The organism is Microbacterium sp., from assembly GCF_047605725.1.
Taxonomy (GTDB): Bacteria; Actinomycetota; Actinomycetes; order Actinomycetales; family Microbacteriaceae; genus Microbacterium.
Window position 1 is genome coordinate 1 of record NZ_JASGFE010000012.1, and the last position, 13,954, is coordinate 13,954.

Here is a 13,954-nt window from a genome sequence, read left to right on the forward strand (position 1 = left end):
CCTGCTCCGAGCGGAGCAGCACCGCCCGCACACCGGCGGCATCGCACACATCGGCCGCCCGGTCGCCGTCGCCCGGACGCCCGGCAGGCTCAAGGGGCCCGGCAGGCGGTGTGGTCGAGGACATCAGACGATCCGATCACGAAGAGAAAGACGAACGAGCGAGACCCTCGCGCGTCACCGCGCCCACTCACTCCCACGTCACTCCGTGCCGGCAACCGCCGACCCCCACCCCCTGCGTGGCCAGAACACCACACCCACCTACTCCGAATCTCTCCCTCGATCCTAGCAGAAATCGAAACTATGTACAAGCAATCGCAGCATGAGATGAGAAGACTTCGACTGGGAAAGCGCACCGTTGAGGCCCGACGGCGGTCGATCTATCCTGGCGACAGGGACGGGCGCGGCATCCGTCTGCGGCCGGTCCCGGCTCTCACGAGGAGGACCGTACATGTCCACGATCGTCTGGATCGGGCTCGGCCACATGGGCGGCCCGATGACCGCCAACCTCGTCGCCGCGGGCCACACCGTGCGCGGCGTCGATCTGAACCCCGCCGCCGCGGAAGCCGCGGCATCGCACGGCGTCGAGGTCGCAGGCTCGGTCGCCGAGGCGCTCGTCGGCGCCGACGCGTGCTTCACGTCCCTGCCCAAGCCCGAGCACGTGCGCAGCGTCTACGCCGACGCCGTCTTCCCGCACGCGGATGCCGCGACCCTGCTGCTGGACACCTCCACCGTCGACATCGACACGTCGCGCTGGTGCCACGCCGAGGCATCCGCCCACGGGCTCTCGTTCGTCGACGCCCCGATCTCGGGCGGCACCGCGGGAGCGGCGGCGCACACCCTCACCTTCATGCTCGGGGGCCGGGAAGACGACGTCGAGCGCGCGCGAGAGCTCGTCGCGCCGATGGCCGGCGCCGTGATCGCGTGCGGCGGGCCGGGGAGCGGCATCGCGGCCAAGCTCGTGAACAACATGATGCTGCTGGTCGAGGTGATGGCCCTGTCCGAAGGCTCGCAGTTGGCCGAGCAGCTGGGTCTCGACCACCGGGTCTTCTACAAGGTGGCGAGCGTGTCGTCCGCGTCGTCGTGGGCGCAGCGGCTCTGGTACCCGGTGCCCGGGGTCGTGGAGACGGCCGCGGCGAACCGCAACTTCGACGCGACGTTCTCGGTCGACCTCGCGCGCAAGGACTGCTCCTTGGCGGTTCACGCCGCGCACGGCACCGGCGTGCGGATCCCCGCGGCCGAGCTGGCGCTCGCCCAGCTCGACCAGTTGGTGGCCGAGGGTCTCGGCGGCAAGGACTGCACCATCGTGGCCAAGCTCGCCTCGCCCGACGGCGTGCTGCGCGGCTACGACCCGGCGCGCGACGACCCGCCGCGCTGACGGCGCGCCGCAGTAGGCTGGGCCGGAGGAGGTCACCATGGCGATCGCACGACTTCGCGGAGGACCGCTCGACGGGCAGATCCTTCCGCTGCAGACGAGCGTCGACGACGCGCTCATCGTCCCCTTCGGCGAGGGCCAGCTGGTGTACCGGCGACACGGTGCCGACCAGCACACCGGTCCGTCGGACGGCCCCACCGAAGGGCTGTTCGTCTTCGTCGAGGCCACCGAGGACATCAACCCCGACCCCGACGGACGGGATGCCTGAGCCGGCCGCGGCGGGCGCCGCGCGCTCGCGCGAGATCGAGCTCTCCTACGACGTCGACGAAGACACCGCACCGCCGGACTGGACCGCCCTGCCCGGGGTGGTCTCGGTCGGGGCGGGGGAGCGGCGCGACCTCGACGCGCGCTACCTCGACACCGCCGACCACGCCTTCGGGCGGGCAGGCTACGCGTTCCGGCGCCGCACCGGCGGCCCCGACGAGGGCTGGCACATCAAGGGGCCCAAGGGCGCCGACGGCGGTCGCACCGAGCTGCACTGGCCGCTGGGCACCGGCGACGACCCGCCCGCCGAGGCGCTCGCGGTCGTCCGCGGCGTGACCGACGCGGCGCTGGCCGACGTCGCGCGCATCCGCGTAACGCGCGTCGCCTATGCGCTCCGCGACGCCGACGGCGGGCTCGTCGCGGAGTTCGCCGACGACCGTGTCGCCTGCGTCGACCTGCGCCGCGGGGTGGAGCAGTCGTGGCGGGAGTGGGAGCTGGAACTCGGACCCGCCGCTCCCGCCGACCACGCAGACTTCTTCGCGCGGGCCGCCGCGCTCGTGCACACCGCGGGCGGGCGTCCGGCGGTCTGGGCCTCCAAGCTCGTGCGCACGCTCACCGGTCCTTGACCCGTGACGAGGGGGATGCCGTCGTGGCATCCCCCTCGTCGGATCGGGGTCGATCACATGTTGATCATGTGGCCGGCCAGGCCGTGGAACGCCTCCTGCAGAGCCTCGGACAGCGTCGGGTGCGTGTGGACGTTGCGCGCCGCCTCCAGCGCGGTGAGGTCCCACTTCTGCGCGAGGGTGAGCTCGGGGAGCAGCTCCGAGACGTCCGGGCCGATGAGGTGCCCGCCGAGGAGTTCGAGGTGCTCGGCATCTGCGATGAGCTTGACGAAGCCGACCGGCTCGCCCAGGCCATTGGCCTTGCCGTTCGCGCTGAACGGGAACTTCGCGACCTTGACGTCGTAGCCGGCGTCACGGGCCTGCTGCTCGGTGAGCCCGAACGAGGCGACCTGCGGCGAGCAGAAGGTCGCGCGCGGCATCATGCGGTAGTCGCCGAGGGTCATCGTCTCGGCGCCGGCGATGGTCTCGGCGGCGACCACGGCCTGGGCCTCGGCCACGTGCGCGAGCTGGAGCTTCGCGGTCACGTCGCCGATCGCGAAGATGTTCGGCACGTTCGTGCGCATGTAGTCGTCGATCGAGATCGCGCCGCGGTCGGTGAGCTGCACACCGGTGGACTCCAGGCCGTAGCCCTCGACGTTCGGGGCGAAGCCGATCGACATGAGTACCTTGTCGGCCTGGATCGAGCCCTGTGCGCCGGTCGCGTTGTCGCTGTAGGCGACCGTCACCGACGAGCCGTTGTCGGTGATCGACTCGACCTTGGTGGAGGTGAGGATGTCGACGCCGTACTTCTTGTACTGCTTGGCGATCTCCTTGGAGACCTCGACGTCCTCGTTGGGCAGGGCTCGGTCGAGGAACTCGATGATGGTGACCTTGGTGCCGTAGTTGGCCAGCACGAAGCCGAACTCCATGCCGATGGCCCCGGCACCGACGATCACGATCGAGTCGGGCCGCTCGCGGGTGAGGATCTGCTCCTCGAACGTCACGATGTTCGGGCTCAGCTGCACGCCGGGCAGCAGCCGCACCTTCGAGCCGGTCGCGATGATCGCGTTGTCGAAGGTGACCTGCTCGGTGGTGCCGTCGGCCTTCTGCACCGAGATGGTGTTCGCGTTCAGGAACGTGCCGCGACCCTCGTACTCGGTCACCTTGTTCTTCTTCATGAGGAAGTGGATGCCCTTGACGTGGGTGTCCGCGACCTTGCGGCTGCGGTCCCACGCCGCTCCGAAGTCGAAATGCACGTCGCCGGAGATGCCGAACAGCTCGGCCTTGTGGGTGAAGGTGTGCGCCAGGTCGGCGTTCTTCAGCAGAGCCTTGGAGGGGATGCAGCCGACGTTCAGACAGACGCCTCCCCAGTACTTCTGCTCGATGATGGCGGTGGACAGTCCGAGCTGCGCACTGCGCACTGCGGCGACATAGCCGCCGGGACCGGCACCGAGGATGACGACGTCGTAGTGGGCCATGGCGACAGCCTAGTGCTCCGAATGCCGCCGGACACGAGATACCGCCAGATACAGCAGCGCACCGGACACCGCGACGGCCACGATGATCAGCGGCACCCACCACGGCATCGGGCCCGGCTGCTCATCGGGCTCGGCGGTCGCCGGCACGGCGGCCGTCTCCTCGGCTGTCGTCTCCTCGGCCGACGCCTGCGCGGACTCCGACGGCTGCGCCGACGGCGATGCCGCGTCCGCGCCCACGGTGAACGAGTACTCCCCGGAGATCGGATGCCCGTCGCTGGAGACCGTCTTCCAGACCACCGTGACGGCGCCCGGCTCCGCAGCGCTCAGCTGCTGGCGCACGCTCGTGCCGTCCACCACGGGGTCACCCGCCGCGATGGCGGTGCCCGCGGCATCCGTCACGACAAGCTCGGTGGCGCCGGGCTCGTCCATGAGCGCGCCGCTGAAGGTGAGCGTCAGCTCCGTGGGCGCCTCCGCGACGGTGGAGTCGGCGGCCGGGTCGGAACCGGTCAGCTCGTCGTGCGCGGCGGCGGGCGCGGCGACGGCCAGGGTCAGCGCGAGCGCGGCGAGCGCGGCGGCGGCGAGTCGGGCGAGGACGGGGGTCGGTCCGGGCTGCGCGGTCATGGCCTCAGCGTACCCACGTGACGGGAGGGCTTTCGCGCAGTAGCGTCGGAGTCAGGGGCGAGATCCGCCGCCGACAGGAGGAGCCGAGATGGACTCGATGATGATGGACATGATGTCCAAAGACATGATGATGCCGGGCATGGCCGAGCTGGACATGGCCATGATGCAGTCCTGCATGGACGCGTGCTCGGCGTGCGAGCAGGCCTGCATGGTGTGCTCGATGCAGGGCATGGACTGTGCACCCGCGTGCATGAACTGCGCGGACATGTGCAACACCATGATGCGGGCGATGATGCGGATGCAGGGCATGACGCCCGCCGCGATGATGTCGATGCTCGACGCCTGCATCGCGATGTGCGCCATGTGCATGGACTCGTGCATGATGAACGCCGACGCGAGCCCGGTCTGCAGCATGTGCGCCGACGCGTGCAAGGCGTGCATGGAGGCCTGCACGGCGATGCGCGCCGCGATGATGTGACCCGCGTCGTCGCCGTCAGGCCGCGACGGCGACGTTGAAGCGCGTCTGGCGACCGACCGCGAGCACGTGATATCGCGCGTGCAGCGACACCGGGTCGCCGGCGCGCACCGTCGCGGCGGCTCCCTCCGCGTTCCACACCGTGAGCAGAGCGCCGTCGTCGAGCGTGCGCAGCACGACGACCCCGTCCCGCTCGTCGCACGCCTGGACGATGGCATCCTGCCACTCCCGCGGCGTCGCCGCGACGAGCCTGGCCTGGATGAGGTGCAGCGCGTGCCCGGGGGCGAACGAGGTGCACGCGGCGCCGTTCGCGCACATGCACAGCGCGGCCTGTCGCGCCGGAACGGGCGTGAGGCTGTCGCGCTGCGTGGACACGGGTGGCTCCTGTCGGTGGTCGTCGCCGGCGGTGCGGCCGGTGGGGCCAGGTTAGGACGACCGGCCCGGGGGTGTCCCGACCGATGACACACGGGGAAACAAACGTCCCCCCGCAAGGGCGGATCGGGCATTCGGGAGGGCGACCGGATCCGTTAGGCTGGGGGTGAAGGAGGATGCCGTGCAGGACAACGCCCACCCCGCCGACGACATCCGGCGTGACGCCGCCGACGGCGTGGCCGACGCGACACAGACCTACGGTCACGACTCCGACCTGTCGTTCGTGCCGTTCGGCAGCGAGCTGAGCGAGGTCGAGTGGGACGCGATCGGCGCGCTGCCGTCGCGGTCGGCGCTGCTGCTGGTGCGGTCGGGACCGACCGCGGGGGCCCGCTACCTGCTCGACGCCGACGTGACGACCGTGGGCCGTCACCCCGAGGCCGACATCTTCTTCGACGACGTCACGGTGTCTCGCCGGCACGCCGAGATCACCCGCACCGGCACGGTCTTCGAGATCGTCGACCAGCGTTCACTCAACGGCACCTACCTCAACGGCGAGCGTGCCGACCGAGCGGTGCTCACCGATGGCGCCGAGCTTCGCATCGGCAAGTTCCGGCTCAACTTCTTCGTCTCGCCCCTGGACCGACGCCGGGCGGACGGAGCGTGAGCCCCGCGGCCTCCGCCCGCGGCCGTACGACGGCTGCGGCCCGCCTCAGCATCGGTCAGGTCCTGGCCCGCCTGACGCCCGAGTTCCCCACCCTGACCTCGAGCAAGCTGCGCTTCCTGGAGGTGCAGGGGATCGTCACGCCCATGCGCACCGAGTCGGGCTACCGCAAGTTCTCCGCGGCCGATGTCGAGCGGCTGCGGGTGGCGCTGTCGCTGCAACGGGACCACTACCTGCCGCTCGCACGCATCCGGGAGTACCTCGACGAGCACGGGACCGATGCCGCCGCCGCGGCATCCGTCCCGCCCTCGATCGTCGCCACGGCGCGCCGCTACCGGCGCGGCGAGGTGCTGTCGGCGACCGGCGCCACCCCGGCGCTTCTGGCCGACGCCGTGAGCGCGGGCCTGATCCCGGCCGCGGAGAGCTACGACGAGCGCGCCGTGGGCCTCCTGCGCGCCCTCGTCGCACTGGAGGCCCACGGCATCCAGCCCCGGCACGTGCGTGCGGTGCGACAGAGCGCCGAACGCGACGTCGCGCTGGTCGAGTCCGCCCTCGCCCCGCTCATGCGCCGTGCGGATGCCGCGTCCCGGGCGCGCGCGAACGAGCTGGCGCCCGAGCTGACGCGACGCCTCGACGAGCTGCGGGCCGCGTTCGTGCGGTCGGCGCTGGACCGGCTGACCAGCTGAGCGTGCGACACGCCGGGTGCGGGAGGCGGATGTCGTTGCCGCGCCGCCGTCCCTGATCTAGCGTGGAGGGACCCGAACAGACCGCAGGAGGCGAAGATGACCGCGCATGACGCGCCGGGCGGGCAGCCCTTCGTCCCCGAACTGCTGTTCACCGACGGACTGCCGCCGCTCGACGACGAGGTCGGCTACCGCGGCGCCATCGCCGCGCGCGCAGCCGGCATCACCTACCGCCAGCTCGACTACTGGGCGCGCACCGAGCTCGTCCAGCCCACCGTGCGCGGGGCGACCGGCTCCGGCTCGCAGCGGCTGTACGGCTTCCGTGACATCCTCGTGCTCAAGCTCGTCAAGCGTCTGCTGGACACCGGCATCTCGCTGCAGCAGATCCGCGCCGCGGTGGAGCAGCTGCGCGCCGCCGGCATCAGCGACCTCGCCGGCACGACCCTCATGAGCGACGGCGCCTCGGTGTACCTGTGCACCTCGAACGACGAGGTCATCGACCTCGTCAGCCGCGGCCAGGGCGTGTTCGGGATCGCGGTCGGCAAGGTGCTGCACGAGGTGGAGTCCACCCTGCTGGAGTTCGACCCGCAGGCGCCCGACCCGGTCGACGAGCTCGCCGCACGCCGGTCGGCGCGCTCGGCCTGATCCGTCTTACAGGTCGCGCCGGTAGGTCATGGTCGTCGGGTGGGTCGGGTGTCCCAGCGGTAGCGGGTCCAGGCTTCGCGGATCAGGCGTCGGGTGGTGATGACGGCGTTGGCGAGGGCGATGAACGCGGCGATTACGCGGGCGCGGACCTCGGTGCAGATCTGGAGTTTCCGGAACCCGCGAGTGTGCCAGGAGTTCGTGCGTTCCACGACCCATCGGGCGCCGGTCTGCAGGGGCGTGCCCTTCTTGCTGATCACGTAGTCGCAGCCGAGTGTGTCCAGTAGGTCCCGGGTCTTGCCGGAGTCGTAGCCGGCATCCAGGTGCACGGTGATCCGCTCGGGCAGGTCGAAACCGAACCGGGCCAGCCTGTCCAGGGTCGGGGCCAGCAGGGGCGAGTCGTGGCAGTTGGCTCCCGCGGTCACACACCCGATCGGGATACCTCTGCCCTCGACCATGAGGGAGCGTTTCGTGCCTTGCTTCCCGCGATCTACGGGGGATCTGCCGGCCGCCTCGCCGCCGCAGGGAGCTTTCACGATGCACCCGTCCACGGACAGGTCTTCCAGGTGAAGGCCGATCATCTTGTCATACGCGTTCAGGCAGATCTGCTCCAGTTCGTCGAAGATCCCGTACCGGATCCAGTCGTCACGGCGGCGGCGGATCGTGGTCGCTGAGCAGGTGCTGTCGGCTATCTTGACGTACGCGACGCCGAGCACGAGCACCTGGACCAGCTTGTCGAACACGACCCGGTCCGCCACCCGCGGCCGGTGGCATCCGAGCGGGTGCTCATCGATGACCGGCGGGATCAGCGCTTCGAACTGGTGCCACAGCGGCTCAATGATCGATGATGGAACCGCGGGCACGAGGCGTCCTGTTGATGCATGAGTTCTTCACACAACCGTGATTAACAGGCCTCGTGCCCGCGTCACATCAACGCCACACCATCACAGCCCTATCGGCGCGACCTCTTACGCGCGCGCCTCGGGCTCGGGGATGCGCCCGGTGCGCATGACGCGGTCCAGGAGCGCGTCGAAGTCCGCCGCCAGCTCCTGCGCGGAGTCGCCCGGCCAGATGTGCAGGGGCTTGGCCGCGCCCTGCGCCTGCTGGAGCGACGTGCGCTCGGGCAGCTGCGGCGACAGCACGAGCGGACCGAACATGTCGCGCAGCTCCTTGATGCGGAACTGGTGCTCGATCGACTGCGGGCGCACGCGGTTGACGACGATGCCCAGCGGCTGCAGCCGGGGGGACAGGCCACGGCGGATCTCCTCGATCGCCCGCAGCGCGCGGTCGGCGGCGGCGACGGAGAACAGGCCCGGCTCGGTCACGACGATGACCCGGTCGCTGGCGGCCCACGCGGTGCGGGTCAGGGCGTTCAGCGACGGCGCGCAGTCGATCACGACGAGGTCGTAATCGGCCTCGATCGTCGCAAGGGCCTCCTCGAGCTTCCACACGTCGCGCACGCTCGGGTGCGGGCCGTCGAAGTTGATCGCCGAGGGGCTCCCGATCATGACGTCGATCGTGCCGGCGTGCACCTTCGCCCAGCCGCTGGAGGTGATCGCCTGACGGACCACCTTTTCCTTCGGGTTGGCGAGCACGTCGGCGACGTTGAGCCGCCCGGCCACCTGGATGTCCATGCCGGTCGAGACGTCGGACTGCGGGTCGAGATCCACCACTAGTGTGCGAATACCGCGGGCGAACGCAGCCGAGGCGAGACCGAGCGTCACCGTCGTCTTGCCGACGCCGCCCTTCAGAGAGCTGACCGAGAGTACGTGCACGGTTGTCAACGTTACCGTCCCTGAAGCTGAGAAAGAACTCTGCCGCCTCGCCCCCTCTGCGGCGAGAAGGTCGCGGCGACCTTTTGCCCGTCATCCGTCCGGGGAAGTAACCTGAGGCGGTTGGAAACGCCAACGCCCGGGAACCCGAACCCTGGAGTGAACGTCATGACGCTTGAAACCCTTCACCTGGTGACCCCAGAACCCGCGCCGCACGAGCACGAGCTCGCCGTGCTCGATGCCGCCGTCAGCATAGACACCGCCGCGATCGAGATCATCGGCGGCCAGACGCAGCAGATCGAGATCTCGCTGCCGGTCTTCATCGACGACGACCACCTCGCCGTCGACGAGGTCGTGCGCGACGACCACGTGCTCCGCGACGAGCAGCCACCCGCGCCGCCGACGGCGCGCGAGCTCGCCGCGGGCATCATCGACGGGCCGCAGGCCCCGGGGCTCTGACGATGGCGGTCCGCACGATCCGGCTGTTCGGAGATCCCGTCCTGCGCACCCCGTGCGCGCCGATCGAGGTCATCGACGACGGCATCCGGGCACTCGTGCGGGATCTCCTGGACTCGGTCGCCCTGCCCGGGCGGGCAGGGGTGGCCGCCCCGCAGATCGGCGTGGGTCTGCGCGCCTTCAGCTACAACATCGACGGCGACATCGGCTACGTCCTCAACCCGGTGCTGGTCGAGGCGTCCGGCGAGCCCGAGCTGGTGGGGGAGGGGTGCCTGTCCGTCCCCGGGCTCTGGCACGAGGCGCACCGTCACCCGTACGCGAAGGTCGCCGGCATCGACCTCGACGGGGCGGAGGTCGTCCTGGAGGGCGAGGGCCTGCTCGCCCAGGCGCTGCAGCATGAGACCGACCACCTGGACGGCACGCTGTACCTCGACCGGCTGCCCGCCGAGAGCAGGCGGGCCGCGATGCGTGAGATCCGCGAGAGCGACTGGTTCTGAGTCGGAGCCTCAGCCCAACGGCGCGGTCGTCGTGGAGGTGGGGATGTTGTATAGCTCGTCGATCGCGTCGGCGAAGTCGGTGAGGATCACGTTGCGCTTGATGCTCAGCTTGGGCGTGAGGTGACCGCTCGCCTCGGTCCACTGGGTGTCGAGGATCGTGAACTTGCGGATGGACTCGGCGCGCGAGACGTTCGTGTTCGCCTCGTCGATCGCGCGCTGCACCTCGGCGCGCACCTTCTCGTTCTTGGCCGCCTCGGCCAGCGACAGGTCGCCGGGCAGATCGTTGTTGGCCAGCCAGGTCGGCAGCATGTCGGGGTCGAGGGTGACCAGTGCCGCGATGAAGGGCTTCTGGTCGCCCACCACGACCACCTGCCCGACGATCGGGTTCGCGCGGATCGGGTCCTCCAGGGCGGCCGGGGAGACGTTCTTGCCGCCCGCGGTGACGATGATCTCCTTCTTGCGGCCCGTGACCGTGAGGAATCCTTCGTCATCGAACGAGCCGAGGTCGCCGGTACGGAACCAGTCGCCGTCGAACGCCTCGGCGGTCGCCTCGGGGTTGCGCCAGTACTCCTTGAACACGTTGATGCCGCGCACCTCGATCTCGCCGTCCGCGGCCAGGCGCACGCCCACGCCGGGGAGGGCGGGACCGACGGTGCCGATCTTCGACTTCGTGGCCAGGTTCACCGTGGCCGGCGCGGTGGTCTCGGTGAGCCCGTAGCCTTCCAGGATGACCACGCCGAGACTGTGGAAGAAGTGCCCGAGCCGCGGTCCGAGCGGTGCCGAGCCCGACACGGCGTAGACGACGCGGCCGCCCATCGCCGCGCGCAGCTTCGCGTAGACGAGCCGGTCGAACAGCGCGAACAGCAGGCGCGTGCGCAGCGGAATGCGCTCGCCGTTCTGCGTGCGCTGCGAGTGCTCGATCGCGACGCGCGCGGCGGTGCGGAAGATCTTGCCCTTGCCGCCGGCCTCGGCCTTCTGCTCGGCGGAGTTGTAGACCTTCTCGAACACCCGCGGCACCGCCAGCAGGAAGGTCGGCTGGAACGAGCCGAGCGCCGGCAGCAACTGGCTCGTGTCGGGCTGGTGGCCGGTCTTGACGCCGGAGTGGATCGTGAGGATGGAGATGAAGCGCGCGAACACGTGCGCCGTCGTGATGAACAGCAGTGTGGAGGCCCCCGGCGTGGACAGCACCTCGTGGAGCGCCTTGGCGGCGTTGCGGGAGAGCTCGACGAAGTTGGAGTGCGTGAGCACGCACCCTTTGGGACGGCCGGTCGACCCCGACGTGTAGATGAGCGTGGCGATGTCGCTGCCGACGGCGAGGTTGCGGCGGCGCTCGATCTCCTCGTCGGGGACGTCGGCGCCTCGGGCCTGGAGATCGTCCAGGGCGCCGTCGGCCATCGTCCACACCTCGCGCACGAGCGGGACGTCGTCGCGCACCTGGGCGACCCGCTCGGCGTGCTCTGTCTTCTCCACCAGGAGAGCGACCGCACCGGAGTCGGCGAGGATCCACTGGATCTGCGCCGGGGAGCTGGTCTCGTAGATCGGCACCATCACCGCGCCGGCGAAGAACAGCGCGAAGTCGACCAGTGTCCACTCGTAGGTGGTGCGAGCGAGGAAGCCCACCTTGTCGCCCGGCTCGATGCCGACGGCGACGAAGCCCTTGGCCAGCGCGATGACCTCGCGCTGGAAGGCGGCGGCCGACACGTCGCGCCATCCGTCGCCGTCGGGAACGGCGAACAGCGCCAGCGAGGGGGTGGCCTTGACGCGCTCCACGAGCAGGTCGGTCACGTTGGCCTGCGGGTCTGGTGCGACCACCGCGGGGACTTCGAACTGTGCCACGGCAACTCCTTCGGTACCGATCCGGGGTCGAGGACTGGCTCGAGTCTATCCGTTGGTGCGTTTGCCCTCCCCATGGCATTGTGTTCCACGAGCGCATGCCGGACCGGCCGGCCGAGCGCGTTCGCGGCGGACTTCAGGAGCGCGAGAATGTTCTACTGGTTCATGAAGTACGTCGCGATCGGGCCGATCGTCAAGGCGATCTTCCGGCCCTGGATCGTCGGGCGCCCGAACATCCCGGCGACCGGCGCGGCGATCCTCGCCAGCAACCACCTCTCCGTGAGCGACTCGATCTTCCTGCCGCTCATGATCGACCGGCCGGTGACCTTCCTGGCCAAGAGCGACTACTTCACCGGCAGGGGCGTCAAGGGCTGGGCGACCAGGGTGTTCATGAAGGCCACCGGGCAGCTGCCGATCGATCGCACCGGCGGCAAGGCGTCCGAGGCATCCCTCAACACCGGCCTGCAGGTGCTCGGCCGGGGCGACCTCCTCGGCATCTACCCGGAGGGCACTCGCAGCCCCGACGGCCGGCTCTACCGCGGACGTACCGGCATCGCCCGCATGGCGCTGGAGGCGCGCGTGCCGGTCATCCCGGTCGCGATGGTGGACACCGGCGCGGTCATGCCGATCGGGCGCACGATCCCGCGGATCGGCCGGGTCGGCATGATCATCGGCGAGCCGCTGGACTTCTCGCGCTTCCAGGGCATGGAGGGCGACCGCTACATCCTCCGCTCGGTGACCGACGAGATCATGGTCGCCCTGCAGCGGCTGGGCGCGCAGGAGTACCGCGACGTCTACGCCTCCACGGTCAAGGAGCGGCCCGCGGAGCTGTCGCGGTGACCCCTGGTGCCGTGCCGGTGCGCGATGCGGCGCCGCTAGACTGAACGGATGCCCTCCCTGCCCGACGCCCTCGATCACTGGCGGACACTCCCGATCAAGCAGCAGCCGATGTGGACCGACCCGGATGCCGTCGCCGCGGCATCCGCGGAGATCTCCGGACTCCCGCCGCTGGTGTTCGCCGGCGAGGTCGACCTGCTGCGCGGGCGCCTGGCCCGCGCCGCCGACGGCAAGGCGTTCCTGCTTCAGGGCGGCGACTGCGCGGAGACGTTCGCGGGGGCCACCGCGGTGCAGATCCGCAACCGGATCAAGACCGTTCTCCAGATGGCCGTGGTGCTGACCTACGGCGCGTCGATGCCGGTGGTGAAGATGGGCCGCATGGCCGGCCAGTTCGCCAAGCCGCGCTCCAGCGACACCGAGACGCGGGGGGAGGTCACCCTGCCGGCCTACCGCGGCGACATCGTCAACGGCTACGACTTCACCGAGGGTTCGCGCCGGGCCGACCCGAGCCGGCTGCTGAAGGGATACCACACCGCCGCGTCGACGCTGAACCTCATCCGCGCCTTCACCCAGGGCGGATTCGCGGACCTCCGCGAGGTGCACTCGTGGAACAAGGGCTTCGCGCAGAACCCCGCCAACCAGCGCTACGAGCGGCTCGCGACCGAGATCGACCGCGCGATCAAGTTCATGGAGGCCGCCGGCGCGGACTTCGACGAGCTGCGCCGGGTCGAGTTCTACACCGGGCACGAGGGTCTGCTGATGGACTACGAGCGACCCATGACGCGCATCGACTCGCGCACCGGGACCCCGTACAACACGTCGGCGCACTTCTTGTGGATCGGCGAGCGCACGCGCGACCTCGACGGCGCGCACGTGGACTACTTCTCCCGCATCCGCAATCCCATCGGCGTGAAGCTCGGGCCCGCCACGACGCCCGAGACGGTGCTGGCGCTCATCGACCGGCTCGACCCGGAGCGCGAGCCCGGGCGGCTCACCTTCATCACGCGCATGGGCGCCGGCACGATCCGCGACGCGCTGCCGCCGCTGCTGCAGGCGGTGCGCGACGCCGGGGCGACGCCGCTGTGGGTGACCGACCCCATGCACGGCAACGGGATCACCTCGGCGACCGGCTACAAGACGCGCCGATTCGACGACGTGATCGACGAGGTGCGTGGGTTCTTCGACGCGCACCGCGCGGTGGGCACGTTCCCCGGCGGCATCCACGTCGAGCTGACCGGCGACGACGTCACCGAGTGCCTCGGCGGGGCCGAGATGATCGACGACGAAGCACTCGCCTCGCGGTACGAGTCGCTGTGCGACCCGCGCCTGAACCACCGGCAGAGCCTGGAGCTGGCCTTCCTCGTGGCCGAGGAGCTCGAGAAGCGCTGA

17 protein-coding genes are annotated in these 13,954 nt (G+C 70.2%); 11 read left to right on the forward strand and 6 right to left on the reverse strand.

Translation table 11 applies throughout. The features are described from left to right. The first annotated feature begins 448 nt into the window (after positions 1-448). The 3 genes from QM641_RS04080 to QM641_RS04090 are packed head-to-tail and all read left to right on the forward strand — an operon-like array spanning position 449 to position 2,262. Entirely contained in the window at positions 449-1,375 is a 927-nt protein-coding gene (locus QM641_RS04080) for an NAD(P)-dependent oxidoreductase (protein ID WP_415113717.1), read from the forward strand. Between the two features lie 37 nt (positions 1,376-1,412). Further along, positions 1,413-1,640 (forward strand): response regulator, encoded by a 228-nt coding sequence (locus QM641_RS04085; RefSeq protein ID WP_415113719.1) that lies wholly within the window; start codon positions 1,413-1,415, stop codon positions 1,638-1,640. Next, complete coding sequence (locus QM641_RS04090; RefSeq protein ID WP_415113721.1) at positions 1,633-2,262, forward strand: CYTH domain-containing protein; 630 nt, start codon at positions 1,633-1,635, stop codon at positions 2,260-2,262. Before QM641_RS04085 ends, QM641_RS04090 begins: the two co-directional genes overlap by 8 nt. Before the next feature lie 53 nt (positions 2,263-2,315). Here QM641_RS04090 and lpdA read toward each other — a convergent pair whose 3' ends face one another. Together lpdA and QM641_RS04100 are read right to left on the reverse strand one after the other, a co-directional pair. Continuing rightward, positions 2,316-3,716: a dihydrolipoyl dehydrogenase gene (lpdA, locus tag QM641_RS04095; protein WP_415113723.1), complete on the reverse strand. Its 1,401-nt coding sequence runs from the start codon at positions 3,714-3,716 to the stop codon at positions 2,316-2,318. Between the two features lie 9 nt (positions 3,717-3,725). Next, complete coding sequence (locus tag QM641_RS04100; protein WP_415113725.1) at positions 3,726-4,337, reverse strand: copper resistance CopC family protein; 612 nt, start codon at positions 4,335-4,337, stop codon at positions 3,726-3,728. 88 nt (positions 4,338-4,425) lie between these two features. Here QM641_RS04100 and QM641_RS04105 point away from each other — a divergent pair, with 88 nt between their 5' ends. Beyond that, positions 4,426-4,815 (forward strand): hypothetical protein, encoded by a 390-nt coding sequence (locus QM641_RS04105; RefSeq protein WP_415113727.1) that lies wholly within the window; start codon positions 4,426-4,428, stop codon positions 4,813-4,815. Between the two features lie 15 nt (positions 4,816-4,830). On the opposite strand, the gene QM641_RS04110 is transcribed toward QM641_RS04105, so the two are convergent. Then, a complete protein-coding gene (locus QM641_RS04110; protein ID WP_415113729.1) occupies positions 4,831-5,187 on the reverse strand; it encodes a hypothetical protein in 357 nt (118 codons plus the stop codon). 178 nt (positions 5,188-5,365) lie between these two features. Here QM641_RS04110 and QM641_RS04115 point away from each other — a divergent pair, with 178 nt between their 5' ends. The 3 genes from QM641_RS04115 to QM641_RS04125 all read left to right on the forward strand — a co-directional run bounded on the left by QM641_RS04115 (position 5,366) and on the right by QM641_RS04125 (position 7,173). Then, positions 5,366-5,848, forward strand: coding sequence for an FHA domain-containing protein (locus tag QM641_RS04115; protein ID WP_415113835.1), 483 nt, complete (start codon positions 5,366-5,368; stop codon positions 5,846-5,848). Continuing rightward, a complete protein-coding gene (locus tag QM641_RS04120) occupies positions 5,845-6,531 on the forward strand; it encodes a MerR family transcriptional regulator (protein WP_415113731.1) in 687 nt (228 codons plus the stop codon). The genes QM641_RS04115 and QM641_RS04120 overlap by 4 nt, the downstream gene beginning before the upstream one ends. Positions 6,532-6,627: 96 nt before the next feature. Continuing rightward, a complete protein-coding gene (locus tag QM641_RS04125) occupies positions 6,628-7,173 on the forward strand; it encodes a MerR family transcriptional regulator (protein WP_415113733.1) in 546 nt (181 codons plus the stop codon). 26 nt (positions 7,174-7,199) lie between these two features. Here QM641_RS04125 and QM641_RS04130 read toward each other — a convergent pair whose 3' ends face one another. Both QM641_RS04130 and QM641_RS04135 read right to left on the reverse strand, forming a co-directional pair. Next, entirely contained in the window at positions 7,200-8,033 is an 834-nt protein-coding gene (locus tag QM641_RS04130) for an IS5 family transposase (protein WP_415113735.1), read from the reverse strand. Positions 8,034-8,138: 105 nt separating this feature from the next. Next, on the reverse strand, positions 8,139-8,945 hold the full coding sequence (locus QM641_RS04135) for a ParA family protein (RefSeq protein ID WP_415113737.1): 807 nt from the start codon (positions 8,943-8,945) through the stop codon (positions 8,139-8,141). 189 nt (positions 8,946-9,134) lie between these two features. Here QM641_RS04135 and QM641_RS04140 point away from each other — a divergent pair, with 189 nt between their 5' ends. Both QM641_RS04140 and QM641_RS04145 read left to right on the forward strand, forming a co-directional pair. After that, positions 9,135-9,401 (forward strand): hypothetical protein, encoded by a 267-nt coding sequence (locus tag QM641_RS04140; protein WP_415113739.1) that lies wholly within the window; start codon positions 9,135-9,137, stop codon positions 9,399-9,401. Between the two features lie 2 nt (positions 9,402-9,403). Next, a complete protein-coding gene (locus QM641_RS04145) occupies positions 9,404-9,895 on the forward strand; it encodes a peptide deformylase (protein ID WP_415113741.1) in 492 nt (163 codons plus the stop codon). Positions 9,896-9,904: 9 nt separating this feature from the next. Here the strand turns inward: QM641_RS04145 and QM641_RS04150 are convergent, their stop codons facing one another. After that, positions 9,905-11,731, reverse strand: coding sequence for an AMP-dependent synthetase/ligase (locus QM641_RS04150; protein WP_415113743.1), 1,827 nt, complete (start codon positions 11,729-11,731; stop codon positions 9,905-9,907). 147 nt (positions 11,732-11,878) lie between these two features. Here QM641_RS04150 and QM641_RS04155 point away from each other — a divergent pair, with 147 nt between their 5' ends. Both QM641_RS04155 and QM641_RS04160 read left to right on the forward strand, forming a co-directional pair. Beyond that, positions 11,879-12,568, forward strand: coding sequence for a lysophospholipid acyltransferase family protein (locus tag QM641_RS04155; protein ID WP_415113745.1), 690 nt, complete (start codon positions 11,879-11,881; stop codon positions 12,566-12,568). Between the two features lie 48 nt (positions 12,569-12,616). Continuing rightward, positions 12,617-13,954 (forward strand): class II 3-deoxy-7-phosphoheptulonate synthase, encoded by a 1,338-nt coding sequence (locus QM641_RS04160; protein ID WP_415113747.1) that lies wholly within the window; start codon positions 12,617-12,619, stop codon positions 13,952-13,954.

What these genes read in the sequence shown, in the direction of transcription:
- QM641_RS04155 (WP_415113745.1), top strand. Translation starts at nt 11,879, where the DNA reads ATGTTCTACTGGTTCATGAAGTACGTCGCGATCGGGCCGATCGTCAAG.
- QM641_RS04080 (WP_415113717.1), top strand. Translation starts at nt 449, where the DNA reads ATGTCCACGATCGTCTGGATCGGGCTCGGCCACATGGGCGGCCCGATG.
- QM641_RS04085 (WP_415113719.1), top strand. Translation starts at nt 1,413, where the DNA reads ATGGCGATCGCACGACTTCGCGGAGGACCGCTCGACGGGCAGATCCTT.
- QM641_RS04125 (WP_415113733.1), top strand. Translation starts at nt 6,628, where the DNA reads ATGACCGCGCATGACGCGCCGGGCGGGCAGCCCTTCGTCCCCGAACTG.
- QM641_RS04090 (WP_415113721.1), top strand. Translation starts at nt 1,633, where the DNA reads ATGCCTGAGCCGGCCGCGGCGGGCGCCGCGCGCTCGCGCGAGATCGAG.
- QM641_RS04100 (WP_415113725.1), bottom strand. Translation starts at nt 4,337, where the DNA reads ATGACCGCGCAGCCCGGACCGACCCCCGTCCTCGCCCGACTCGCCGCC.
- QM641_RS04160 (WP_415113747.1), top strand. Translation starts at nt 12,617, where the DNA reads ATGCCCTCCCTGCCCGACGCCCTCGATCACTGGCGGACACTCCCGATC.
- QM641_RS04105 (WP_415113727.1), top strand. Translation starts at nt 4,426, where the DNA reads ATGGACTCGATGATGATGGACATGATGTCCAAAGACATGATGATGCCG.
- lpdA (WP_415113723.1), bottom strand. Translation starts at nt 3,716, where the DNA reads ATGGCCCACTACGACGTCGTCATCCTCGGTGCCGGTCCCGGCGGCTAT.
- QM641_RS04145 (WP_415113741.1), top strand. Translation starts at nt 9,404, where the DNA reads ATGGCGGTCCGCACGATCCGGCTGTTCGGAGATCCCGTCCTGCGCACC.